The sequence below is a fragment of the Paraburkholderia franconis genome (assembly GCF_009362735.1).
In the GTDB taxonomy this organism is placed as follows: domain Bacteria; phylum Pseudomonadota; class Gammaproteobacteria; order Burkholderiales; family Burkholderiaceae; genus Paraburkholderia; species Paraburkholderia franconis.
The window spans coordinates 20909-43265 of the sequence record NZ_WHNP01000032.1; the positions used below are offsets into that span (position 1 = coordinate 20909).

Below are 22357 nucleotides of genomic sequence, written 5' to 3' on the forward strand. Positions count from 1 at the left end.
GGAGACAACCCATGAAACCCAAAATGACCTCGCCCATGATCGGCGCAGACCTGTCCGTGACCGACGACGTCGTCAGCTTCGAAGCAAGAACCTATGCCAAAGTGGCGCGCCGTCTGATTCCTTTTCTGATGCTGTGCTACCTCGGGGCGTATCTCGACCGCGTCAACGTAGGTTTCGCGAAGCTTCAGATGCTCAATGATCTGCGCTTCTCGGAAACGGTGTACGGCATCGGCGCGGGCATCTTCTTTCTCGGCTATTTCCTCTTCGAAGTGCCGAGTAATGTCATCCTTCACAAGGTCGGCGCGCGCAACTGGCTCGCGCGCATCATGCTGACCTGGGCGCTGATTTCGGCGAGCTTCGTGTTCGTCAAATCACCAACCTTGTTCTATATCTTGCGTTTCCTCCTTGGCGTCGCGGAAGCGGGCTTCGCTCCCGGCGTGATTCTGTATCTCACGTACTGGTTTCCCGCGGCACGACGCGCCAAGGCGCTCTCGATGTTCTTCATGGCGATTCCGCTTGCGGGCATCGTAGGCGGGCCGCTTTCGGGCTGGATCATGCATTCGTTCTAGGGTTTGCACGGTCTCGCAGGATGGAAATGGCTCTTCATGCTCGAAGCGCTGCCGTCGCTTGTCCTTGGCTTTGCCATCATTCTCTATCTCGACAACGGCATTGCGGGCGCGAAGTGGCTTGCCGACGACGAGAAGTCCTTGCTCAAGCGCAACGTTGAGAGGGACCGCACGCAGACCACTGAGCACATGTCGATTCGTGCGTTCGTCGCCGACCGCCGCCTGTGGCTGATGGCTGCAATCTACTTCTGCGTCGTGCTGGGCCAATACGGACTCACATTCTGGTTGCCGACCATCATTCGGCGCACGGGTGTGGCAGACCCCCTTTGGGTGGGCATCTTGACCGCGATTCCGTACATCTGCGCCATCATCGCGCTGCCACTGCTTGGAAGCAGCGCCGACAAACGCCGCGAACGCCGACTGCACCTCGCCATTCCGTTGCTCGTCTCTGCCGCCGGCTTCGCTACCTTGCCGATGCTTGGCAGCGTGGGCGCGTCGATTGTCTGCGTGAGCGTTGCGGCTGCGGGCATTCTTGCATCGTCATCGCTCTTCTGGGCGCTGCCTACTGCAGTCCTTGGCGGCATGTCGGCCGCGGCGGGCATCGCCGCCGTCAACTGCTTCGCCAATCTTGCGGGGTTCTTCTCGCCTGCGATCGTGGGCTGGTTGAACGACTTCACAGGCAAGTCCACTGCGGGCCTCATCTTTATCTCAGCGTCTGTGGTGCTTGGCGCGGTGCTGGTGTTTTTCGTTCCCGCCAAGACCGTCAATCGCTGAACCAAGTTCTTTTCTGGAGACACGCAAATGAGTACTCCCGTCATCGAGGATGTGACGCTCGCCGAGCGCGCGTATCGCATCCGACGCAATGCCCTTCTGATGGGCGAAGTGCAAGGTCAAGGCTATATCGGGCAAGCGCTCGACATCGCGGACGTGCTGGCCGTCTCGTACTTCGGCGCAATGAACTACCGTCCCGCCGATCCCGATTGGGAAGGCCGCGACCGCTTCCTGCTGTCGAACGGCCACTACGCGATCGCGCTCTACGCAGCGTTGTTCGAAGCCGGCATTCTTCCTCAGGAAGAACTCGAGACCTATGGCAGCGACGACAGCCGCCTGCCAATGTCCGGCATGGCGAGCTACACGCCCGGCATGGAGATGTCCGGCGGCTCTCTTGGCCAGGGATTGACGATCGCGGTGGGCCGTTGCCTGGGCCTGAAGCGAAAGGGCTCGAAGTCATTCGTCTACACGCTGTTCTCCGATGGCGAACTCGACGAAGGGGCAATCTGGGAAGGCCTGATGTCGGCGGCCCACTGGAAGCTCGACAACCTCATTGCAATGATCGACGTGAACAATCAGCAAGCCGATGGCCCGTCGACGCAAATCATGGCCTTCGAGCCATTGGTGCCGAAGCTCGAAGCATTCGGCTGGTATGTGCAGCGGGTGAACGGCAATGATATCGACGCGGTGAAGCAGGCGTTCGACAACGCACGAAACCTGAAGGACGCGAAGCCGCGCATCATCGTCTTCGACACGAAGATGGGATGTGGCGTGCCGTTCCTCGAGGAGCGCGAGAGGAATCACTTTATTCGCGTCGACCCACACGAGTGGAAGCTGGCGCTCGAAGCACTTGATGAGACTTTCGCAGGGAGAAAAGCATGAGCTCGGTCATCGATAAAAAACCTCGCCTGAAGACATCGGCGATGATTGCGTCCATCGCCGGTGAAGGGCAGGTTACCCGGTCCGCACCATTCGGCCATGCACTGGTTGAGCTGGCTCGCACGAAAGCGAACGTCGTCGGCATGACGGCCGACCTCGGCAAGTACACCGACCTTCACATCTTCGCGAAAGAGTTTCCGGAGCGCTACTATCAGATGGGAATGGCCGAGCAGCTGCTGATGGGCGCGGCCGCTGGCTTCGCTCACGAAGGCGCGCAGCCGTTTGTCACCACCTATGCGGTGTTCGCGACGCGCCGTGCTTACGACTTCATTCACCAGACCATCGCTGAAGACGATCTGGATGTCAAAATCGTCTGTGCGCTGCCTGGGCTGACGACTGGTTACGGCCCAAGCCATCAGGCTGCCGAAGATCTGGCGCTGATGCGCGCGATGCCGAACATGACTGTCATCGACCCGTGCGATGCGCTGGACATCGAGCAGATGGTCCCCGCCATCGCTGCCCACAAGGGCCCGGTTTATGCGCGGTTGTTGCGCGGTAACGTACCTGCCGTGCTAGACGAGTACAACTATCGATTCGAACTCGGCAAGGCCAGGATGCTCCGCGACGGCACCGACGTCCTCATCATTTCGTCCGGAATTATGACGATGCGCGCGCTCGAAACCGCGAAGGTACTCGAAGCGGATATGGTCGACGTCGCCGTGCTGCACGTACCGACCATCAAGCCGCTGGACACGGAGACAATCATTCGCGAAGCGAAGCGAACGGGTCGGATGGTCGTTGTCGCAGAGAATCATACGGTCATTGGCGGGCTTGGCGAGGCTGTGGCGACGACCTTGTTGAGCGAAGGCGCCGCTTGCGCATACAGGCAAATAGCACTGCCCGACGCGTTCCTCGATGCGGGTGCGCTGCCGACGCTGCATGACCGCTATGGCATTTCCACAAACGTGATGGCTAGCAACATCAAGAAGTGGCTGGCATAGCAGGCGCAGGTTGCGCGCGAGAAGGCCCCCGGTTGCCACATAGCCGGGGTTCTTTCAGACTGCGACTCGATTTGCCCTGTTCCCGGCTGGGTCCATGATCCGTTTGCTGACGGCGGCAGCCGCCATGCCGTCTGCTCATTGACCCGCGATACGGGTCGACCCGCTTTTTTCGCCGTCTTTGGCTTACTGCCTCGCTGCGATCCGCACGCGCGCGCCTGATCCGCTGCGCGCCGACGCGATAGACATGCCCAAGCCGAGCAAGGTCAGGCAGACGACGGGCACCAGCATCGGGGCGCTCGCGTTGCCCGCGATCTTACCGACGTAAGGCATCAGGTTCTGCCCGAAGAAGCCGCCGAGATTGCCGATCGAATTGATCGCCGCGATACTCGCCGCAGCGCGGGCACCTGTGAAGTAACGCGGAGGCAGCGACCAGAAGCACGGATACAGCAGCGGAATGCATGCGCCGCCCAGTACAAGCGCGGCGAACCGCAGCGGCAGGCCCGGCAGCACGAGACTTAGCGCGAAGCCGATTACGCCGACGCCCGCCACCATCGCCATCGCCTTGAGCACCATGCCCTCGCGTTTCAGTTTCGCTGGCAGCCACAGCAGAAGCAGCGCGGAGAGCATCCACGGAATCATGTTGAGCAGGCCGTTGAGCGACGAATGCGAGACGCCGCCGCTTTTAAGCAGCGTCGGCAGCCAGTACGTCACGCCATAGAGCGACGTGGACATCAGCATATAGCCGCACGCGAACATCAGCACGCGCCTGTCGACCAGCGCCCGCCACGGATGCTCCGCGATGGCTTGCGTCGGCGCCTCGCGACGCAGCGCTGTGATTATCAGGTCTTTCTCCTCGTCGGACAGGAACGGCGCGCGTTCGACTGACTCAGGCAGGAAACGCAACGCCACCAGTGCAACGACGATCGCGGGCGCTCCCGTCGCCATGAATACCCACTGCCAGCCGGCGAGGCCAAGGCTGCCGTCGAGTGACAGCAGCAAGCCGCCGGCGAGCGATCCGAGCATGTTGGCGAGCGCACTGCCCAGTGTGAAGAAGCCGAGCATGCGGGTGCGATGACTCTGCGGAAACCATAGCGTCAGATAGAAAATCACGCCCGGATAGAAGCCGGCTTCCGCGACACCCAGCGCGAACCGGAAAACATAGAACAGTTCCATCGAACGTGTGAATGCCATCGCTACCGTGATGGCGCCCCACGTCACCATGATGCGCGCGAGCCACAGGCGCGCGCCGAAGCGATGCAGCGCGAGCGTGCTCGGCACTTCGAACAGCAGATAGCCGATGAAGAAAAGCGACGCGCCCAGGCCATACGACGCTTCCGACATTCCCAGTGCATGCACCATCTGCAACTTGGCGAATCCGACGTTCTGCCTGTCGATGAAGGCGATAAGGAACATCACGATCAACAGCGGCATGAGCCGCCAGGCGATTTTCTTCACGACATCCTGCTCAGCGGTCTGGATTTGGCTCACAACAGATCTCCGATATCAATTCATATATATGTTTAGTTGAATATGATCTGGCAACAATCGGTAGAAACCCGTCGCTGTAGCAAACACAAGCTTTCAAGGGTTATCCCCGATCTGACCAAAACGTGATTCATGAAATCATATAGATGAATGTGATGGAGAAAACGATGCATGCCGATGACCGGTTGCCGCGCTACCAGCGTTTGCGCGATGAAATGGTTGCCCTGATCGCGGCACGCCACTGGAAGCCCGGCGAAGCGATTCCCACCGAGCAGGCGCTCGCCAGAAGCTATGACGTGGCCGTCGGCACGGTCCGCAAAGCCGTGGACCTGCTCGTCGCGGAAGGCCTGCTCGAGCGTTTCCAGGGAAGAGGGACGTTCGTGCGTCGCGCGAGCTTCGACAGTTCGCTGTTTCGCTTCTTCCGCTTCCAGACGCGGCAGGGCGAACGGCGCATTCCGGAGAGCCGCATCTTGCGTCGCGAGGTTGTCGATGCGCCCTCCGCGGTCGCCGCAACATTGCAGATATCGAGTAGCGCGCGCGTGATCCAGATGTCGCGCCTGCGTCTGATCGACGATGTGCCGATGCTGGCCGAAGAAATCTGGCTGCCCTACGTCCGTTTTGCCGCGTTTGCGCAGATGGATCTCAACGATGTCGGTGACCTGCTGTATCCCGTGTACGAGGCACAGTGCAATCAGGTCGTGGCCTCCGCCACGGAAACACTGACCGTCGAAGCGATCGACCCGCTGCATGCACGGCTGTTGCGCATCGAACCGGGTACGCCCGCTGTCGTGATCGAGCGACTCGCGTATGGCTACGACAGGCAGCCGCTGGAATGGCGCCGCTCGCGCGGGCCCGCCAGCGAATTCATCTACCAGGCCGAGATCCGATAACTGTCGGCGGCCATCAGGAACACGTCGTTTCCCCTGCAGGAGCGGCGACCCAGGGAGACGGCAATGTTCAAGTGGTTCAGCGAGATTTCAGGCAACGAACGCCGGACGTTTTGGGCGTGTTTCGGCGGATGGGCGCTTGATTCGCTCGACGTGCAGATGTTCAGCCTCGTGATTCCGGCGATCGTCGCCGAATGGTCGATCAGTCGCACGCAAGCGGGACTCGTCAGCGGCGTCACGCTGGTCGCGTCAGCGCTGGGCGGCTGGATCGCGGGCATGCTGTCGGACCGGCTGGGTCGCGTAAAGACGCTGCAATGGACGGTCGCATTCTTTTCCGCGTTTACATTCCTGTGCGCGTTCGCGCAAAACTATCCGCAGTTCCTCGTGCTCAAGACGCTGCAGGGGTTCGGCTTCGGCGGGGAATGGGCGGCCGGCGCAGTGCTGATGGCGGAGACGATCCGCAACGAGCATCGCGGCAAGGCAATGGGCAGCGTGCAGAGCGCATGGGCCGTGGGCTGGGGCGCAGCGGTGCTGCTCTATGCGGTGATGTTCTCGCTGCTGCCCGGGGAAACCGCGTGGCGCGCGATGTTCGGAATCGGTATCGTTCCGGCGCTGCTGATCCTTTACGTTCGACGCGGCGTGCACGAACCCGCCGTGCCGGGTCGCACGGCGCGCGATGCGCGAGTGCGCCAGGACAAACCGGCGCCCGGTGCGATCGTCGGCATCTTTTCTCCGCAAGTGCTGCGTATGACGCTGATCGGCGCTCTGCTCGGCGTCGGCGCGCATGGCGGCTACTATGCGCTGATGACCTGGCTGCCCACGTTTCTGAAGAGCGAGCGCCACCTGTCGGTGCTGGGCACGGGAGGCTACCTCGCTGTCGTGATCGTCGCGTTCTTTTGCGGGTGCATCGCGAGCGCGCAACTGCTGGACCGCATCGGGCGCCGCAAAACCATTCTCACGTTTGCAATCTGCTGCGTGATAACGGTGATCGCCTATCTGTTTCTTCCGCTCGGCAATACCGCAATGCTGTTCTTCGGCTTTCCACTAGGCTTTTTTGCAGCGGGTATTCCCGCGAGCATGGGCGCGCTGTTCAACGAACTGTATCCGCGTGGGATGCGCGGCACGGGTGTCGGGTTCTGCTACAACTTCGGCCGTGTGGCATCGGCGGGCTTTCCGGTGCTTGTCGGACAGATGTCCGCGAATATGTCGCTCGGAACGGCGATCGGCATCGATGCAGGACTCGCCTACGCAATCGTGGTGCTGTCCGTGCTGATGCTGCCGGAGACGCGCGGCCACGCACTAGGCGATGCCGCTCTCGATACGCAACATCCGGGCGCGCTCTCTCACGCGCAAAGGCGTTGAGGCGCGGCGCATTCGCGCGTAGCCGTGCAAGACTGGTAATGAAGGAATGTTCACGATGGAGAAGTTGGAGACAGACGCGAGCCGTCGGCGGGATGCACATCGTCCCGCCCGCATTCGATCTGTCGATACGCATGCGCATGTATTCGAGCGCGGCCTGCCGCTCACCCGGCAGCGGCGCTATGCGCCCGACTACGATGCGCCGCTCGACGCGTACCTGGCACAGCTGGACGCACACGACATATCGCACGGCGTGCTCGTACAGCCCAGCTTTCTTGGCGCGGATTGCAGCTATCTGCTCGATGCGTTGCGCCGCGCGCCTGAAAGACTACGCGGCGTCGCGGTGATCGGGCGCGACTGCGCAAAAGACACACTGACGGAGATGGCGGCCACGGGCGTCGCTGGAATTCGCCTGAACCTGATCGGTCACGCCGACCAGCCACTCGACAACTGGGTGGGCGGGCAAACGCTCGCGCATGTTCGAGAACTGGGATGGCATGTCGAGGTGCATGCGGAAGCGGCGCGGCTGCAGGGCATCGTCGAGCCGCTTCTTGACGCGGGCCTGAACGTGGTCGTCGATCATTTCGGCAGGCCCGATCCTGATCTCGGTGTCCGTGACCCGGGTTTTCGCCGTCTTCTCGAACTGGCTCATACGCAGCGCGTGTGGGTGAAGATATCAGCGGCGTACCGGAACTGGCGCGGCTTTCGCATGGATGACGATGACATGCACGAAGCGGTCCGTCTTTTGAAGGCGGCGTTCGGCCTGGGTCGCCTGATGTGGGGCAGCGACTGGCCGCATACACAGTACGAAGCCCAAGAGCATTTCGCCCACACGCTCGAGTTACTTTGCGCGCTGCTTTCGGATGGTGAAGAGCGCAATGCGGTCCTCGCGGACACGGCCGCGAGACTTTACATGTTCGACGATGCGTGATCCTGTCTCTGTCACTTCGTTATCGCACAGTAGCCCTCCGCCTCGATGCACCAGCAAGGTCTAGTCTCGCAGCAGCATGCTAACGGCTGTGATGAACTGTACGGCACGCGTCGCCTGAAGGCGGAGCACAGCCGGTTAGTATCGCCAGCCGGTTACCGTTTTACGCAGCGACATCTCGAGGCGCGAGCACTGCGCCAATCGATCTTCGATGGGTGTGCCTGTGCTCTTCAAATGCGAGTTGCTTTCCTGTCGCGTGGGCTCTCAAGCAAGGTAGCGCCCGTGCGGACGCGGGCCGTTTCGTGGCAATGCCGTACGGCCGCCCTCCCGTCTTTGCCGTGCATGGTGGTGTCGGAGGAAGTTCTATCGACTTGCCTGTTCGCCCCGCGTGGCCTGTCCGCCTTCCCAAAACGTGGCGGGAAAGGCAACGCGAATCCTGGCAAGCAGGTCCGGCTTGACCCCGTATTTCACCGCTGTGCGGCAAACCCGACATCTGTATTTAACCGGACCCTCGACATTTCAATCTGGCTTTGACATTGCTTATAGCGGATCACAATGGCCTGGGACAAACCGCCGGGAACGTGAGGGCGGCAGGGGGGAAACTCGTTTTCGCCGTCGCAGTTGCTGTACCTGGTGTGCCGGCAGCACTTGCTGAACAACGCGATGGCGAATTCAACCGGCACAGTGAGGGCACGTGGAGTGTCGCGCCGCCCGAAGCGCGACACCCGGCGTTCATCAACTTCATCGATGCGCGGAGCTCGAAGCTGCGTGGGTTGAAGGGTAGTCCGTCGGGGCGCGTCATGGGTTATCGCTTCGCGGAGGTCGCGTGGCTGGAAAAGGCGTAATCATTGATCCCGTCGATGTTCACGCGCAAATCACCACAACGCCTGGCTCGTCAGCGCGAACTGCGTGAGTGTGTCGTCAGTGGATGGCGTGCCGTTCAACGCCATCTGCTCGATGGTATCGACGAGCGGCAGACCGAGCCCTTCGAGCCACGAAGAGAGACCATAGCGCAGCGGCGTATCCACGCGCACGAACATGCCCGCGTTCAATGCGAGCCAATAGCTGATCAACGCCTTGGCGCGGCTCTGGTCCGGCGATTCGGGCGCGATCACCGGACCGATCACATGTCCGTCGCCGAAGCGCCGGAAGAGCGCGAAGCCGGTCAGCTCGCCATCGCGATCGAGTGCAATGCCGCTCGCCACGTCGAGCAATTGCGGCAGCAGTTCGGTGCGATCCATGCCGGTCGCGCGCGAGGCGAGTTCCGCGAGACGCGGCGTGTCCTTCGCGCCGATGGGACGAAGCCGTTCACCCGGCGGCAGCGAAACGAGCGGTGGCTGAAACGCCGCGCCCTGATGCTGACGAATTGTGTCGATGCGCGTGAAGCCGCGTTCCTCGCACAACGGCTTGCCTTCGTTCGATGCATGAATCAGCAGCATGCGCGAGGGAAGCTCCGCCATCAACCGGTCGAGCAGTCCGCGCCCGATGCCGCGCCGCTGATGTTCCGGCGACACGATGAACATGCCGAGCGTCGCGGCACTTGCGCCGAACCGCCACGCGAGCGCAGTGCCGACGAGCGCGGCTTGCTCATCGACGGCGGCGAAGCCGCTGCCGAGACGTGCCGCGAAGCGCCAGTCGTCCGCGCGATGCCGCCATTTGACGGACATCGACAGCGCATGCGCGGCGGGAATGTCGTCGAGCGTGAAAGCCCGGTATTGGACCACATCGTTATTGCTTGAGTCGGGCACGCCGGCCTCCTCGCGTGAAGACATTTACCGTCACTGTGACACCGCGCAGCGCGCATGGCTAGGACGATCTTCCTGTCCTGCGCCGAACAAGGGGCGGCGCGCGTGGTGCAACGCAAAACCGCGAGTTATCGCGGCAAGAACGCGCGCGCCGTGCTGAATCGGCAATTTTGTCGGCGAAAAAATGCCGGGGCTCTGGTCCTACGATGAAGTCATGCCAACGCAGCAGCCCGAAAGAGGACCCACGCACATGGACGGTTTCGATCCCGCCAGCATCGGCATCAGGAGCGGGCACTTCATTGGCGGCGAACTGATCGATGCGGGCGCCTCGCGCATCGACGTGTCGCGGCCGTCGGACGGCGTCACGTATGCATCGGTGCCTCTCGCCGATGACGCGATGATCGACTATGCCGTGCAGAACGCATGGAGCGCATTCAAGAAGAGCGACTGGGCTCGCCGCGCGCCGCGCGAGCGTGCACGCGTGCTGCGCAAGTTCGCCGATCTCGTCGCCGCCGATGCGGTGAGCCTCGCGCCACTCGAAGCGCTCGGCTCGACGCGTCCCGTGCGCGATGCCTGCAACTGGGACGTGCCGTTCACCGCCGAGAGCATCCGCTTTTATGCGGAGCTTGCGGACAAGATCGGCGGTGATGTCGCGGCGACGGATCATCGTCATCTCGGCATGACCATCGCCGAGCCGTATGGCGTGATCGGCGCGATCGCACCGTGGAATTTTCCGCTCGTGATGGGCATATGGAAGACCGCGCCTGCGCTGGCGGCGGGCAATGCGGTCGTGCTGAAGCCTTCGGAGATGACGCCGTTTTCCGCATTGCGTCTCGCCGAACTCGCGCTCGAAGCGGGCGTGCCGCCTGGCATCTTCAACGTCGTCCAGGGCGACGGCCGCACGACGGGCGATGCGCTCGTGCGTCATCCGCGCATCGGCAAGGTCACCTTCACGGGATCGACGCGCACCGGCGCCGCGATCATGGCCGCGTGCGCGGAGACGGGCACGAAGCCCGTCACGCTCGAACTCGGCGGCAAGAGCCCGCAGATCGTGTTCGCGGATGCCCCGCGCATCGACGAAGTGGCGCGGCGAATTGCCGGCTCGATCGCGGCAAACGCGGGACAAGTGTGCGTCGCGGGATCGCGCCTGCTCGTGCAGCGCGCCATCGCCGATGAACTGATCGAGCGCATCGTGCAGGCATTCAGCGAACTCAAGGCCGGTCCGACATGGGCAGCGGGCACGACCTTGCCGCCGATCATCTCCGAGCCGCAGGCGCAGCGTATCGACGCGATCGTCCAGCGCAGCATCGCAAGCGGCGCGACCTTGCGTTGCGGCGGCAAGCGCGCGGACGCGGCGACGCCCGGCGCGTTCTATTCACCGACCTTGCTGTGCGATGTCACACAGGAAAGCGACGCAGTGCGCAACGAAATCTTTGGCCCGGTGCTCACCGTGCAGTCCTTCGACAGCGAGGAAGAAGCGCTTGAACTCGCCGCGCATCCCGAATACGGACTCGCGGCGGGCGTGCATACCGCGGATATCGGCCGCGCGTTGCGCATGGCGCGCGGCATCGAGGCGGGCACGGTCTGGGTCAATCGCTATGGGCGCACGAGCGACTTCGTGATCCCGACGGGCGGCTACAAGCGTTCGGGTATCGGCAAGGATCTCGGGCGGCAGGCGTATGAGGCGAATCTGCGCTTCAAGAGCGTGCTCATCGATATCGAAGGCTGATGCGTACGATCGTGCGAAACAGGCGCCGCATTTTCTGCTGTAGCGGAGCCTCAAAACGCATGACTTATGTCGTCGCGGGGCACACATTCAACGCCATCAGTCATTTTTGCCTTGTTTAAATTTTCTCAGCAGTTCGCTGTTCCTTGTTTTCACCACTGAACTCCGGACGGGTTCATCACACGACAGGACTGAAAACCATGATCGATTTCGAGCCGAAGTACATCACGTTCGACTGCTACGGCACGCTGACGAAATTCCGCATGGCCGATATGGCTCGCGAGATGTACACCGACCGCCTGCAAGGCGACGCACTGGAGCAGTTCGTGAAGTTCTTCGCGGGCTATCGTCGCGACGAAGTGCTCGGCGCATGGAAGCCGTATCGCGACGTGATCGTCAATTCGGTGCGCCGCGCGTGCGAGCGTATGAACGTCGAATTCAACGAAGCGGAAGCCGAAAAGTTCTACCTCGCCGTGCCGACCTGGGGCCCGCATCCGGACGTGCCGGAAGGGCTCTCGCGTCTCGCGAAGAAATACAGGCTCGTGATTCTGTCGAATGCATCGAACGATCAGATTCAAAGCAATGTCGACAAGCTCGGCGCGCCGTTCCATCGCGTGTTCACCGCGCAGCAGGCGCAGTCGTACAAGCCGCGCATGCAAGGCTTCGAGTACATGTTCGACCAGCTCAACTGCAACCCGGAAGACGTGCTGCACGTGTCGTCGAGCCTGCGCTATGACCTCATGACCGCGCACGACATGGGCATCAGGCACAAGGCGTTCGTCAAGCGCGGCCACGAGCCGGGCACGCCGTACTACGAGTATTACGAAGTGGACACGATCGGCGATCTGGCCACGCAACTCGGTCTTTGACACACGTTAGACACGCCACTTCACGCGAGCAATGCCGATGAAACTCGACTCCTACTGGCTCGATACCGCGCCCGCGCTGACCTCGACGCGCGAAGGCCCGGCCGATGGTCAGGTCGATGTCGCCGTGATCGGCGGCGGGTTCACGGGTTTGTCGGCGGCGCTCGCGTTGGGCAAGCGCGGGGCGTCCGTCGCGGTGCTCGATGCCGGGCGCGTGGGCGGCGGCGCGTCGGGCCGCAATGGCGGTCAGTGCAATACGGGTGTCGCGCAAGACTACGCGGCGCTGCGTTCACAACTCGGCGTCGAGCGCGCGCAGCGTTGTTATCGCGCATATGCGGATGCCGTGAACACTGTCGAGCGTTTGATTCGCGACGAGAACATCGATTGCGACTATCTCGCGTCCGGCAAGCTGAAGCTCGCCGCGAAGCCGCATCATCTGGAACATATCGCGAAGACCGCCGAACTGATCCGGCGGGAAGTCGATCCGGACATCGATCTGTTCGATCGCGAGCAGATCCGCACCGAAGTGCAATCTGATGCCTTTCACGGCGGCTTGCTGCAGCATCGCGGCGGGCAGATGCATATGGGCAAGTTCGCCGTGGGTCTTGCGCAAGCCGCGGTGAGGCAGGGCGCGCGCCTCTATGAACATGCCGAAGTCACGAACATCGTGAAGGACGGCGGCACATATCGCGTCGATTCGAAGCGCGGTTCGTTGCACGCGAAACAGGTTCTGATTGCAACGGGCCCTTCGAAGCACGGTCCGTTCTCGTGGTATCGGCGCAGGATGGCGCCTGTCGGTTCGTTCATCATCGTGACCGAGCCGTTGCCCACGGAGCAACTGCAGCAACTGTTGCCGAACCGGCGCTCGTACACGACGAGCCGCCTCATGCATAACTACTTTCGTCTGACGCACGACTCGCGCCTGCTGCTGGGCGGCCGTGCGCGTTTCACGGCATCGGAGCGACCTTCGGATTCGAAGAGCGGGCGCATCCTGCAAGCCAATCTCGCATCGATTTTCCCGAGCCTCGCCGACGTGCGCATCGACTATTGCTGGGGCGGTCTCGTCGATATCACCGCTGACCGCCTGCCGCGCGCGGGCCAGCACGACGGCATCTATTTCTCGATGGGCTACAGCGGCCACGGTACGCAGATGTCGACGCACATGGGCCAGGTCATGGCCGACGTGATGAACGGCAACCCGGAAGCGAACCCGTGGCGCGATTTCGACTGGCCCGCAATTCCGGGGCATACGGGCAAGCCCTGGTTTCTGCCGCTGGTCGGCGCGTATTACTCGATCAAAGACGTTTTCTACTGAAGCACCGAAGCATCGGAAGCAAGGACAGGCGGCCCACATACAACGATCAAGCCGTCGAACATTTATAGCCCCTATCGCGGAGAAGTTCATGAGCATCGACAAATCGCCTGAAGCACTCGCCCATGCTGATGCCGGCACACGGCTCGAAGAACTGACGCGCCGTGGCGCGTCGCGGCGCAACGTCCTGCGCGCGATGGCCGCGGGCGGATTGCTGTCGGTGACGGGCGCGGGGCTCCTCACCGCGAGCGGGGCCGCCTTCGCGCAGGACAAGCCGAAGCAGGGCGGTCGCATCCGCGTGGCGACGCAATCATCGTCCGCTGCCGATACGCTCGATCCAGCCAAAGGCGCCCTGGGCACCGACTACGCGCGCGCATTCATGTTCTACAGCGGGCTGACCGAGCTGGATAGTCATCTCGGCGCGAAGATGGCGCTGGCGGAATCGCTCGAAACGAAAGACGCGACCGTGTGGGTCGTCAAGCTCCGTAGCGGCGTGCAGTTCCACGATGGCAAGTCGCTCGCGCCGCAGGACGTGATCTATTCCCTGATGCGCCATAAGGACCCCGCTGTCGGCTCGAAGGCGAAGACGCTCGCCGACCAGTTCAAGGAAATCAAGGCGACCGGCCCGAACGAACTGACCATCACGTTGACGGGCGCGAACGCCGACCTGCCGGTGATTCTCGCGGATTCGCACTTCCTCATCATCAAGGACGGCACGACGGACTTCAAGACGGCTGTCGGCACGGGCCCGTTCAAGCTGAAGGAGTTCTCGCCGGGCGTGCGCACCGTGGGTGTGCGCAACGAGAGGTACTGGAAGCCGGGCATGCCGCATCTGGATGAAGTGGAGCTGATCGGCATCGCCGACGAGCCGGCGCGCGTGAACGCGCTCATATCGGGCGACGTGCAACTCATCAACGCAGTGAGCGCGCGCTCGACAGAACGCATCAGGGGTACGCCGGGCTTCGCGGTGCTGGAAACGAAGACGGGCCAGTACACCGATCTCATCATGCGCGACGATGGCGGCATCACCGGCAACGCGGATTTCCGCCGCGGCATGATGTACCTGATGGACCGCGATCAGATGCGCAAGACCATCTTCCGCGGCTATGGCGCGATCGGCAACGATCAGCCGATCGATCCGAGCAACAAGTATTTTATGTCGGGCCTGCCGCAGCGCGGCTTCGATCCGGACAAGGCGAAGTTCCACTTCCAGAAGGCGAAGGTCGGCAACACGCCGCTTCAGCTCTATGCATCGCCGGCGGCGGAAGGCTCCGTCGAAATGGCCGTGCTGATGCAGCAGGTCGCGCCGCAGGCAGGCATCAATCTCCAGGTCGTGCGCGTGCCGTCCGATGGCTATTGGTCGAATCACTGGATGAAGCATCCGCTCGGCTTCGGCAACATCAATGCGCGTCCGAGCGCGGACGTGATTTTCACGCAGTTCTTCAAGTCCGACGCGCCGTGGAACGAAGCGAACTGGAAGAGCCCGCAGTTCGACCAGATGCTCGTCTCGGCGCGCGGCGAACCGGATGAAGCGAAGCGCAAGAAGATTTACGGCGACATGCAGGAGCTCGTGCATAAGGACGGCGGCATCGGCATTCCGATGTTCCAGAGCTCGCTCGATGCGCATACGTCGAAGCTGAAGGGCCTGGGCGGCATTCCGCTCGCGGGCCTGATGGGCTGGATGTTCGCGGAGAACGTATGGCTTGAGGCATGAGCGTGCTTTGACAGCGTACGTGCGTCGTCGTTTGCAGGAGCGTCGGCGCGCGATCAACCCTTCAAGACGGGAGGCGATATCCGATGAAAGTTCACGTGCAACGACTCGTCGCCGCGCGCCTCGGTCTCGCGCTGTTCACGCTGTGGATCGTGTCGATGGTCGTGTTCGGCATCACCGGCCTTTTACCGGGCGATGCCGCGCAGCAGGCGCTCGGCCAGGCCGCCACGCCCGAGCAGGTGGCGGCGCTGCGGCATCAGTTCGGTCTCGATCAACCCGCGATCACGCGCTATGTGCAATGGCTCGCGCATGTGGGGACGGGCAACTTCGGCACGTCGCTGTCCAACAATCTGCCCGTCAGTGAATTGATCTCCACGCGTCTGCCGAACTCGCTCGTGCTCGCGGGATTGACGGCGCTCGTGTCCGTGCCGCTCGCGCTCGTGATCGGCATTCTTTCGGCGATGTATCGCGGCTCGCTCCTCGATCGCGTGCTCAACGTGCTCACGCTTTCGACTGTCGCCGTGCCGGAGTTTCTCGTCGCGACCATCGCCGTGCTGATCTTCGCGGTGAAGCTGCGCTGGCTGCCGGCGCTATCGTATCTGTCGGATGTGTCGTCGTTCGGCGCGCTCGTGCGCACGTACGCGATGCCGGTGATGACGCTTTGCTGCGTGATCGTCGCGCAGATGGCGCGCATGACGCGCGCGGCAGTGCTCGATCAGCTGAACGCGTCGTATGTCGAGATGGCCGTGCTGAAGGGCGCTTCGCCAATGCGCGTCGTGTTACGGCACGTGTTGCCGAACACCATCGGTCCGATCGCCAACGCGGTTGCACTTTCGCTGTCGTATCTGTTCGGCGGCGTGGTGATCGTCGAATCGATCTTCAACTATCCCGGTCTCGCGAGCCTGATGGTCGATGCCGTCACCAACCGCGACATGCCGCTCGTGCAGGGCTGCGTGATGGTGTTTTGCGCGGCGTATCTCGCGCTCGTGCTCATCGCGGACCTGTGTCAGATCGTATCCAACCCGAGGCTGCGTCAACGATGAACCGACACGCTCCTTCTCATGCCACGACTGTGCTCTACGAGCAACCTTCCGCCCAACCTTGTGCCGATATGCATCAAGAACCAGCGTCCGTCGTCAGGCGTGGCGTGTTGAGCCGCTTCGTCGGCCGCTTCTCGGTGCTCGGGCTGATCGGTCTGCTCATCGTCGTGTTCTGGCTCGCGGTGGCGTTCATCGGGCCGGTCGTCGCGCCGTACAAGGGCGGCGCGTTCACGTCGACGGAAATCTTCGGCTCGTTCAGCGCGGCGCATCTGTTGGGCACCGACTATCTCGGCCGCGACATGCTGAGCCGCATTCTGTACGGCACGCAATACACGGTCGGGCTCGCGCTCGCGTCGACGGTGGCGGCGAGCGTCATCGGCACGTTCTTCGGTCTCGTTGCCGCGGTGTCGGGCCGCTGGGTCGATGAAGTGCTGAGCCGACTCTTCGATGCGCTCATCTCGATCCCGAGCAAGATTCTCGCGCTCGTCGTGATCGCGGCATTCGGCTCGTCCATTCCGATGCTCATGATGGTCGCCGCGCTCGCGTATATCCCCGGCGCATTTCGCATCTCGCGCTCACTCGCGGTGAACATCATGACGCTCGAATACGTGCAGGTCGCGAAGGCGCGCGGCGAGAAGCTGTTCTATGTCGCGCGCGTTGAAGTGCTGCCCAACATGATTCATCCGATGCTCGCGGACTTTGGCCTGCGCTTCGTGTTCATAGTGCTGCTGCTTTCGGGTCTGAGCTTTCTGGGCCTCGGCGTGCAGCCGCCGAACGCGGACTGGGGCTCGCTCGTGCGCGAGAACATCGGCGGTCTCGCGGAAGGCGCGCCCGCTGTGCTGATGCCCGCCGTCGCGATTGCGACGCTCACAGTCGGGGTGAATCTGCTCATCGACAGCCTGCGCCGTCATGGCGCGCGTTCGCACGGAGGCGGAAAGTGAACATGACAACGAGCGCGAACATGATCGAAGTAAAGGGCTTGCGCGTTGTCGCGGGCGTAGCGCCCGATCCCGTCGTCGAGATCGTGAAGGGCGTCGATTTCACCGTGAAGAAAGGCGAAGTGCTCGCGTTGATCGGCGAGTCGGGCTCGGGCAAGACGACCATTGCGTTGTCGCTGCTCGGGCATGCGCGCGGCGGGTGTTCGATTGCGGGCGGGTCCGTGAAAATCGGCGATATCGATGTGCTCGCACTCGATGAAAAAGGCCGCCGCGCATTGCGCGCGCGCACGGTCGCGTATGTCGCGCAGAGCGCATCGGCGGGCTTCAATCCGGCGCGCACGATCATGGATCAGGTGACTGAGCCCGCGCTGCTGCACAAGTTGATGACGCCCGCTGTCGCCCGTCAGAAAGCGATCGGTCTGTTCCGTTCGCTTGCGTTGCCGAATCCGGACACCATTGGCGATCGCTATCCGCATCAGGTATCGGGCGGTCAGTTGCAGCGCCTGATGGCAGCGATGGCGTTGATCACCGATCCTGCAGTCGTCGTGTTCGATGAGCCGACTACCGCGCTCGACGTGACCACGCAGATCGAAGTGCTCGCGGCGTTCAAGGGTGTGGTGCGGGAGCTGGGCACGACGGCGGTGTACGTATCGCACGATCTGGCCGTGGTCGCGCAGATGGCGGACCGCATCGTCGTGTTGAACGGCGGACGTGTGCGCGAGAACGGCACGACCGCGCAGGTGCTCGATGCGCCCGCTGACGAATACACGCGTCAGCTGCTCGCGGCGACACGCCGTCCGGAAATCGAACTCAACGCGGCCGATGACGCAAAGGAAACGCCGCTGCTCGAGATTCGCAATTTGAGCGCGGGTTATGGCCGCATCGATGCGAACGGCGTGCCCGCCGTGCGCGTGCTCGATGACGTGAGCCTCAAGATTCCGCGCGGCACCACGCTCGGCGTGATCGGCGAATCGGGCTCGGGCAAGACGACGCTCGCGCGCGTGATTGCCGGTCTCGTCGATCGCGCGCGCGGCGAAGTGCTGCTTGACGGCAAACCCTTGCTGGCGAAGCTGTCGGAGCGCACGCTGGATCAGTATCGCCGCGTGCAGATCGTGTTCCAGAGCGCCGATACCGCGTTGAACCCGAGCCGCACCATCGCCGATATCCTCGCCAGGCCGATGAACTTCTATCACGGCTTGCGCGGCGCGCCCGCGCAAAAGCGCATGCTCGAACTGCTCGATCTCGTGAAGCTGCCCGCATCGATCGCGAAGCGCCAGCCGGGCGGCTTGTCAGGCGGACAGAAGCAGCGCGTGAATCTCGCGCGCGCGCTCGCGGCGAATCCCGAACTCATTCTCTGCGATGAAGTGACGTCCGCACTCGACACGGTCGTCGGTGCCGCGATCCTCGATCTGCTCGCGGAACTGCGCCGCGAGCTGAACGTGTCGTACATGTTCATCAGCCATGACATTTCGACGGTGCGCGCCATCTGCGATGAAGTCATCGTGCTGTATGCGGGCCAGTGCGTCGAAGCCGGCCAGCGCGATGCGCTTTCGCATCCGCCGTATCACCCTTACACGGGCTTGCTCGTCGATTCGGTGCCTGCGCTGCGTCCGGGCTGGCTCGACTCGCGGCGCGCGATGGCGCTCGCCGCACTGCCCGCGCTCGGCCCTGAAAGCGATGCGCCCGAGCTGTGCTGCTTCCGCTCGCGCTGCGCGGCGCGCATCGACGGCAAGTGCAACGTCACCCCGCCTGCGAAGAAAACCTTGCCTTCGGGTGCGCAGATTGTCTGTCATCACAGCGCCGATGATCTCGCGCGCATGCAGTCGATGGAAACGGTGACGGCATGAGCGGACGCTTTGTCAGAGTCGCGGAGAAGGGCCGCAGGACGTTCGAGATCGTCATCGACGGCAGGCGCGCGCGCGCTGCCGAAGGCGACACGTTGATGGTCGCGCTGCTGACTTCACAGGAAGACCTGCGCGACTCAGAGTTCGGCGATGGCCGGCGCGCGGGCTTCTGCGTGATGGGTGCGTGCCAGGACTGCTGGGTATGGACCGCGGACGGCGACCGTGTGCGCGCGTGCACGACGCAGGCGGTCGAAGGCATGTCGATTGTCACGCGGCTCGCGGTTTCCGGGGAGGGCGTATGGCCGCGACTGTGATCGTGATCGGCGCGGGACCGGCCGGTGTGCGCGCGGCGCAGGCACTCGTCGAGGCGGGCTTGCGTCCTGTGGTCATCGACGAGGGCCGGCGCGATGGCGGGCAGATTTATCGTCGTCAGCCGGAAGGCTTCACGCGCACGTATGAGACGTTGTACGGCACCGAGGCGCAACGTGCGCATGCATTGCATCGCGATTTCGATGCGTTGCGCGCAAAGATCGACTATGTGCCCGAGACGCTCGTGTGGAACGTCGAGCCTGGCGCGGTCCATGTGGTGAGCGGCACGCGTCATCGCAAGATCGCATTCGATGCCCTCATCATCTGCAGCGGCGCGACGGATCGCCTGATGCCCGTTCCCGGCTGGCATCTCGCGGGCACGTATAGCCTCGGCGGCGCACAGGTCGCACTGAAATCGCAGGGCTGCGCGATCGGCGCGCGCGTCGCGATGATGGGCACAGGACCGCTGCTGTATCTGGTTGCCGCGCAATATGTGAAGGCGGGCGCGACAGTGAGCGTGGTGCTGGATACCTCGACATTCTCACAGCGCTTGCGCGCATTGCCCCAATTGCTCGCGATTCCATCGGCGCTCAAGAAGGGCATCGCGTTGATGGGCGTGCTCAAGGATGCGCGCGTTCCGATTCATCGCGGCATTACGCCGGTTGCGATCGAAGGCACGCCGCAGGGTGGTGTGCAAGGCGTGCGCGTGAAGCAGGCCAACGGCGCGATGCTGCAAGTTGAATGCGATGCCGTCGCGCTCGGCTATCACTTGCGCTCCGAAACGCAACTGGCCGATCTCGCGGGCTGCGAATTCCGTTTCGACCGGGCATTGCAGCAATGGCTTCCCGTCGCGGATGAGGACGGCCGCAGCAATGTGAAAGGCGTCTATCTCGCAGGCGATGGCGTGCGCGTGCGCGGCGCGGATGCGGCTGAGCGCGCCGGACGGCTCGCGGCATTGGCTGCATTGAAGGACTTCGGCCTGAGGCACGACGACACCGAGGCCGACACGTTACGCATGCAGCTAGCACGCTTCACGCGCTTTGCCGCGGGCTTGCGCACGGTGTTTCCGTGGCCCGCGCGATTCGCCGCGGCGTTGCCGGATGAAACCATCGTTTGCCGATGCGAAGCGATCACGGCAGGCGAGCTGCGACGCGTCGTGAATGAGATGGGCGCCAATGAAGCGAATCGCGCGAAGGCATTCTCACGCGTCGGCATGGGCCGATGCCAGGGCCGCTTCTGCGCGCATGCGGGCGCGGAAGTCATCGCTGCGCAAGCGCGCGTGCCGCTCGAAGCGGTCGGCCGCCTGCGTGGTCAGGCACCCGTCAAACCTTTGCCAATGGCGCTCGCGCCGCACCAGGACATGGAGACGAGCAAATGAACGAGCGCGCCGATGTGATCGTGATCGGCGGCGGCATCGTCGGCACGACGACTGCGTTTTTTCTGCGCCGCCGCCGGCGCTCGGTGATTCTGCTCGAACGCGGTTTGACGGGGCAGCAGGCGAGCGGCGTGAATTTCGGCGGCGTGCGCCGGCAAGGACGCGCGCTCGAACAACTCGCCATGTCGAACCGCGCATTGGAAACATGGCGGCGTTCACGCGAATTGCTCGGCGAGGATATCGAGTTCCTGCCATCGGGTCATACGCGCGTGTGCTATCACGCGCGTGACGCCGAATACTTTCATCGCTATGCCGCCGATGCGCGCGCCTATGGCCTCGATCTCGAAGTGCTCGATGGCGCGGCAATGTTCAGGCGCTTTCCGTTTCTCGGCCGCGATGTACTCGCCGCATCCGTCTCGCCGCTCGATGGTCACGCGAACCCACGGCTTGCCGCGCCCGCATTCGGACGCGCGGCGGCGCGGCTCGGCGCGCGCATCGTCGAGAACACAGAGGTGGTGCGCGTAGAAAAGGACGCGGGCGGCTTTCGTGTGGAAAGCGCAACGGGCGATGTATATAGCGCGGAGCAAGTACTCATCTGCGCGGGCGCATGGGCCAACGCGCTGTCGACGCAATTCGGCGAACCCGTGCCGCTCGTCGCGCGTGGCCCGCAAATGGCGGTGACGGAACCCGTGCCTTACGTGTTCAGATTCTCGATGGGCGTGTACACGTCGATCAAGGAAGAGAGCGTGTATTTCCGGCAGGTAGCACGCGGAAATATCGTACTGGGCGGCGGCCCGTCCGTCCCGGTGGATGCAATGACCCGCCGCGCGGGCGTGGTTCCTGACAACACCGTTGCGCAGATGGCGCAGTTCCTCCGCATGGTCCCCGCGATGCGTCCGCTGCATGTGATTCGCGTGTGGAGTGGCGTGGAAAGTTATCTGCCGGATTCGGAGCCTGTGATCGGTCCGAGCTCGAAAGCAGATGGTTTGTTCTATGCATTCGGCTTTTCCGGTGCCGGTTTTCAGATTGGCCCCGGTGTCGGCGAAACGCTCGCCGAGTTGCTCGATACGGGTAGTACCCCCATCGACCTCGCTTCGTTTTCCATCAGACGATTTCAGCGCGCTTCGTCGACGCACGCCGAATCGGTTACTTCTCAGACTTCACTATGAGCCAAGCCAATCTGATCGACGCGCTCGCCTATATCGAAGCCAATTTCGACAAGACCGTGAGCCTCGCGCAACTCGCGGATCTCTCGGCGCTGAGCGTATCGCGCTTCGCGACGGTGTTTCGCAAGCAATTCGGGCTGTCGCCGTACAAGTATCTGTGCGAGTTGCGCGTGCGCCGCGCACAGACCTTATTGCTTGCGGGCGTGCCCGGATCGGTCGTCGCGACGGAAGTGGGCTTTTTCGATCAAAGCCATCTCGCGCGGCATTTCAAGCGCTTGTGTGGCATGACGCCGAGTGCCTTTGTGGAGCGCACGCGCCAGAAGTCGCGGTCAGCCGAGTTCGATGCCTGTTTGAAGAAGCGCGTTGCGCGAGCCGAGACACGGGTATTTGCTCTCGACGACGCGCATGTCGTCTAGCGCTTCCCGCATGGTCCATTCGCGCACGCATGA

The 22357-nt window shown here is 62.9% G+C and carries 19 protein-coding genes and 1 pseudogene; 18 read left to right on the top strand and 2 right to left on the bottom strand.

What is annotated here, in order from left to right; translation table 11 throughout:
* Window positions 1-11 precede the first annotated feature (11 nt).
* The 3 genes and pseudogenes from GCT13_RS28330 to GCT13_RS28340 all read left to right on the top strand — a co-directional run bounded on the left by GCT13_RS28330 (window position 12) and on the right by GCT13_RS28340 (window position 3217).
* Window positions 12-1340, top strand: a pseudogene (locus tag GCT13_RS28330) (MFS transporter).
* A 27-nt stretch (window positions 1341-1367) separates the two neighbouring features.
* Window positions 1368-2219: a transketolase gene (locus GCT13_RS28335; RefSeq protein ID WP_152763705.1), complete on the top strand. Its 852-nt coding sequence runs from the start codon at window positions 1368-1370 to the stop codon at window positions 2217-2219.
* On the top strand, window positions 2216-3217 hold the full coding sequence (locus GCT13_RS28340) for a transketolase family protein (protein WP_152763706.1): 1002 nt from the start codon (window positions 2216-2218) through the stop codon (window positions 3215-3217). Before GCT13_RS28335 ends, GCT13_RS28340 begins: the two co-directional genes overlap by 4 nt.
* A gap of 183 nt (window positions 3218-3400) precedes the next feature.
* On the opposite strand, the gene GCT13_RS28345 is transcribed toward GCT13_RS28340, so the two are convergent.
* Window positions 3401-4648 (bottom strand): MFS transporter, encoded by a 1248-nt coding sequence (locus tag GCT13_RS28345; protein ID WP_152763823.1) that lies wholly within the window; start codon window positions 4646-4648, stop codon window positions 3401-3403.
* Window positions 4649-4869: 221 nt separating this feature from the next.
* Between GCT13_RS28345 and GCT13_RS28350 the strand changes: the two genes are divergently transcribed.
* From GCT13_RS28350 to GCT13_RS28365, 4 genes are all read left to right on the top strand, one after another.
* On the top strand, window positions 4870-5592 hold the full coding sequence (locus GCT13_RS28350; RefSeq protein WP_152763708.1) for a GntR family transcriptional regulator: 723 nt from the start codon (window positions 4870-4872) through the stop codon (window positions 5590-5592).
* 63 nt (window positions 5593-5655) lie between these two features.
* On the top strand, window positions 5656-6951 hold the full coding sequence (locus tag GCT13_RS28355; protein WP_152763710.1) for an MFS transporter: 1296 nt from the start codon (window positions 5656-5658) through the stop codon (window positions 6949-6951).
* Window positions 6952-7006: 55 nt separating this feature from the next.
* Window positions 7007-7879: an amidohydrolase family protein gene (locus tag GCT13_RS28360; RefSeq protein ID WP_152763712.1), complete on the top strand. Its 873-nt coding sequence runs from the start codon at window positions 7007-7009 to the stop codon at window positions 7877-7879.
* A 632-nt stretch (window positions 7880-8511) separates the two neighbouring features.
* A complete protein-coding gene (locus GCT13_RS28365) occupies window positions 8512-8721 on the top strand; it encodes a hypothetical protein (RefSeq protein ID WP_152763714.1) in 210 nt (69 codons plus the stop codon).
* A 30-nt stretch (window positions 8722-8751) separates the two neighbouring features.
* Here the strand turns inward: GCT13_RS28365 and GCT13_RS28370 are convergent, their stop codons facing one another.
* Window positions 8752-9624 (bottom strand): GNAT family N-acetyltransferase, encoded by an 873-nt coding sequence (locus tag GCT13_RS28370; protein WP_407670871.1) that lies wholly within the window; start codon window positions 9622-9624, stop codon window positions 8752-8754.
* A 247-nt stretch (window positions 9625-9871) separates the two neighbouring features.
* On the opposite strand from GCT13_RS28370, the gene GCT13_RS28375 reads away from it, so the two are divergent.
* From GCT13_RS28375 to GCT13_RS28425, 11 genes are all read left to right on the top strand, one after another.
* Window positions 9872-11350, top strand: a complete 1479-nt coding sequence (locus GCT13_RS28375; RefSeq protein WP_152763718.1) for an aldehyde dehydrogenase family protein — start codon at window positions 9872-9874, stop codon at window positions 11348-11350.
* A gap of 197 nt (window positions 11351-11547) precedes the next feature.
* Window positions 11548-12216, top strand: a complete 669-nt coding sequence (locus GCT13_RS28380) for a haloacid dehalogenase type II (RefSeq protein WP_152763720.1) — start codon at window positions 11548-11550, stop codon at window positions 12214-12216.
* Between the two features lie 37 nt (window positions 12217-12253).
* Window positions 12254-13528, top strand: coding sequence for an NAD(P)/FAD-dependent oxidoreductase (locus GCT13_RS28385; RefSeq protein WP_152763722.1), 1275 nt, complete (start codon window positions 12254-12256; stop codon window positions 13526-13528).
* Between the two features lie 88 nt (window positions 13529-13616).
* Complete coding sequence (locus GCT13_RS28390; protein ID WP_152763724.1) at window positions 13617-15239, top strand: ABC transporter substrate-binding protein; 1623 nt, start codon at window positions 13617-13619, stop codon at window positions 15237-15239.
* Between the two features lie 83 nt (window positions 15240-15322).
* Window positions 15323-16279, top strand: a complete 957-nt coding sequence (locus GCT13_RS28395; protein ID WP_152763726.1) for an ABC transporter permease — start codon at window positions 15323-15325, stop codon at window positions 16277-16279.
* A complete protein-coding gene (locus tag GCT13_RS28400; protein ID WP_152763728.1) occupies window positions 16276-17217 on the top strand; it encodes an ABC transporter permease in 942 nt (313 codons plus the stop codon). The genes GCT13_RS28395 and GCT13_RS28400 overlap by 4 nt, the downstream gene beginning before the upstream one ends.
* Window positions 17218-17219: 2 nt before the next feature.
* Window positions 17220-19061 carry an ABC transporter ATP-binding protein gene (locus GCT13_RS28405; RefSeq protein WP_152763730.1) on the top strand — a complete coding sequence of 614 codons (1842 nt, stop codon included), beginning with the start codon at window positions 17220-17222 and terminating at the stop codon, window positions 19059-19061.
* On the top strand, window positions 19058-19372 hold the full coding sequence (locus tag GCT13_RS28410) for a (2Fe-2S)-binding protein (protein ID WP_152763731.1): 315 nt from the start codon (window positions 19058-19060) through the stop codon (window positions 19370-19372). The genes GCT13_RS28405 and GCT13_RS28410 overlap by 4 nt, the downstream gene beginning before the upstream one ends.
* Window positions 19357-20745, top strand: coding sequence for an FAD/NAD(P)-dependent oxidoreductase (locus GCT13_RS28415; RefSeq protein WP_152763733.1), 1389 nt, complete (start codon window positions 19357-19359; stop codon window positions 20743-20745). The genes GCT13_RS28410 and GCT13_RS28415 overlap by 16 nt, the downstream gene beginning before the upstream one ends.
* Complete coding sequence (locus GCT13_RS28420; RefSeq protein ID WP_152763735.1) at window positions 20742-21911, top strand: NAD(P)/FAD-dependent oxidoreductase; 1170 nt, start codon at window positions 20742-20744, stop codon at window positions 21909-21911. The genes GCT13_RS28415 and GCT13_RS28420 overlap by 4 nt, the downstream gene beginning before the upstream one ends.
* Window positions 21908-22324, top strand: coding sequence for a helix-turn-helix domain-containing protein (locus tag GCT13_RS28425; protein WP_152763737.1), 417 nt, complete (start codon window positions 21908-21910; stop codon window positions 22322-22324). Before GCT13_RS28420 ends, GCT13_RS28425 begins: the two co-directional genes overlap by 4 nt.
* Window positions 22325-22357 lie beyond the last annotated feature (33 nt).

Coding starts and splice junctions, on each gene's coding strand:
- GCT13_RS28345 (WP_152763823.1), bottom strand. CDS start 4,648: ATGCCGCTGTTGATCGTGATGTTCCTTATCGCCTTCATCGACAGGCAG.
- GCT13_RS28380 (WP_152763720.1), top strand. CDS start 11,548: ATGATCGATTTCGAGCCGAAGTACATCACGTTCGACTGCTACGGCACG.
- GCT13_RS28400 (WP_152763728.1), top strand. CDS start 16,276: ATGAACCGACACGCTCCTTCTCATGCCACGACTGTGCTCTACGAGCAA.
- GCT13_RS28395 (WP_152763726.1), top strand. CDS start 15,323: ATGAAAGTTCACGTGCAACGACTCGTCGCCGCGCGCCTCGGTCTCGCG.
- GCT13_RS28375 (WP_152763718.1), top strand. CDS start 9,872: ATGGACGGTTTCGATCCCGCCAGCATCGGCATCAGGAGCGGGCACTTC.
- GCT13_RS28390 (WP_152763724.1), top strand. CDS start 13,617: ATGAGCATCGACAAATCGCCTGAAGCACTCGCCCATGCTGATGCCGGC.
- GCT13_RS28350 (WP_152763708.1), top strand. CDS start 4,870: ATGCATGCCGATGACCGGTTGCCGCGCTACCAGCGTTTGCGCGATGAA.
- GCT13_RS28360 (WP_152763712.1), top strand. CDS start 7,007: ATGGAGAAGTTGGAGACAGACGCGAGCCGTCGGCGGGATGCACATCGT.
- GCT13_RS28425 (WP_152763737.1), top strand. CDS start 21,908: ATGAGCCAAGCCAATCTGATCGACGCGCTCGCCTATATCGAAGCCAAT.
- GCT13_RS28415 (WP_152763733.1), top strand. CDS start 19,357: ATGGCCGCGACTGTGATCGTGATCGGCGCGGGACCGGCCGGTGTGCGC.
- GCT13_RS28335 (WP_152763705.1), top strand. CDS start 1,368: ATGAGTACTCCCGTCATCGAGGATGTGACGCTCGCCGAGCGCGCGTAT.
- GCT13_RS28420 (WP_152763735.1), top strand. CDS start 20,742: ATGAACGAGCGCGCCGATGTGATCGTGATCGGCGGCGGCATCGTCGGC.
- GCT13_RS28340 (WP_152763706.1), top strand. CDS start 2,216: ATGAGCTCGGTCATCGATAAAAAACCTCGCCTGAAGACATCGGCGATG.
- GCT13_RS28385 (WP_152763722.1), top strand. CDS start 12,254: ATGAAACTCGACTCCTACTGGCTCGATACCGCGCCCGCGCTGACCTCG.
- GCT13_RS28355 (WP_152763710.1), top strand. CDS start 5,656: ATGTTCAAGTGGTTCAGCGAGATTTCAGGCAACGAACGCCGGACGTTT.
- GCT13_RS28410 (WP_152763731.1), top strand. CDS start 19,058: ATGAGCGGACGCTTTGTCAGAGTCGCGGAGAAGGGCCGCAGGACGTTC.
- GCT13_RS28405 (WP_152763730.1), top strand. CDS start 17,220: ATGACAACGAGCGCGAACATGATCGAAGTAAAGGGCTTGCGCGTTGTC.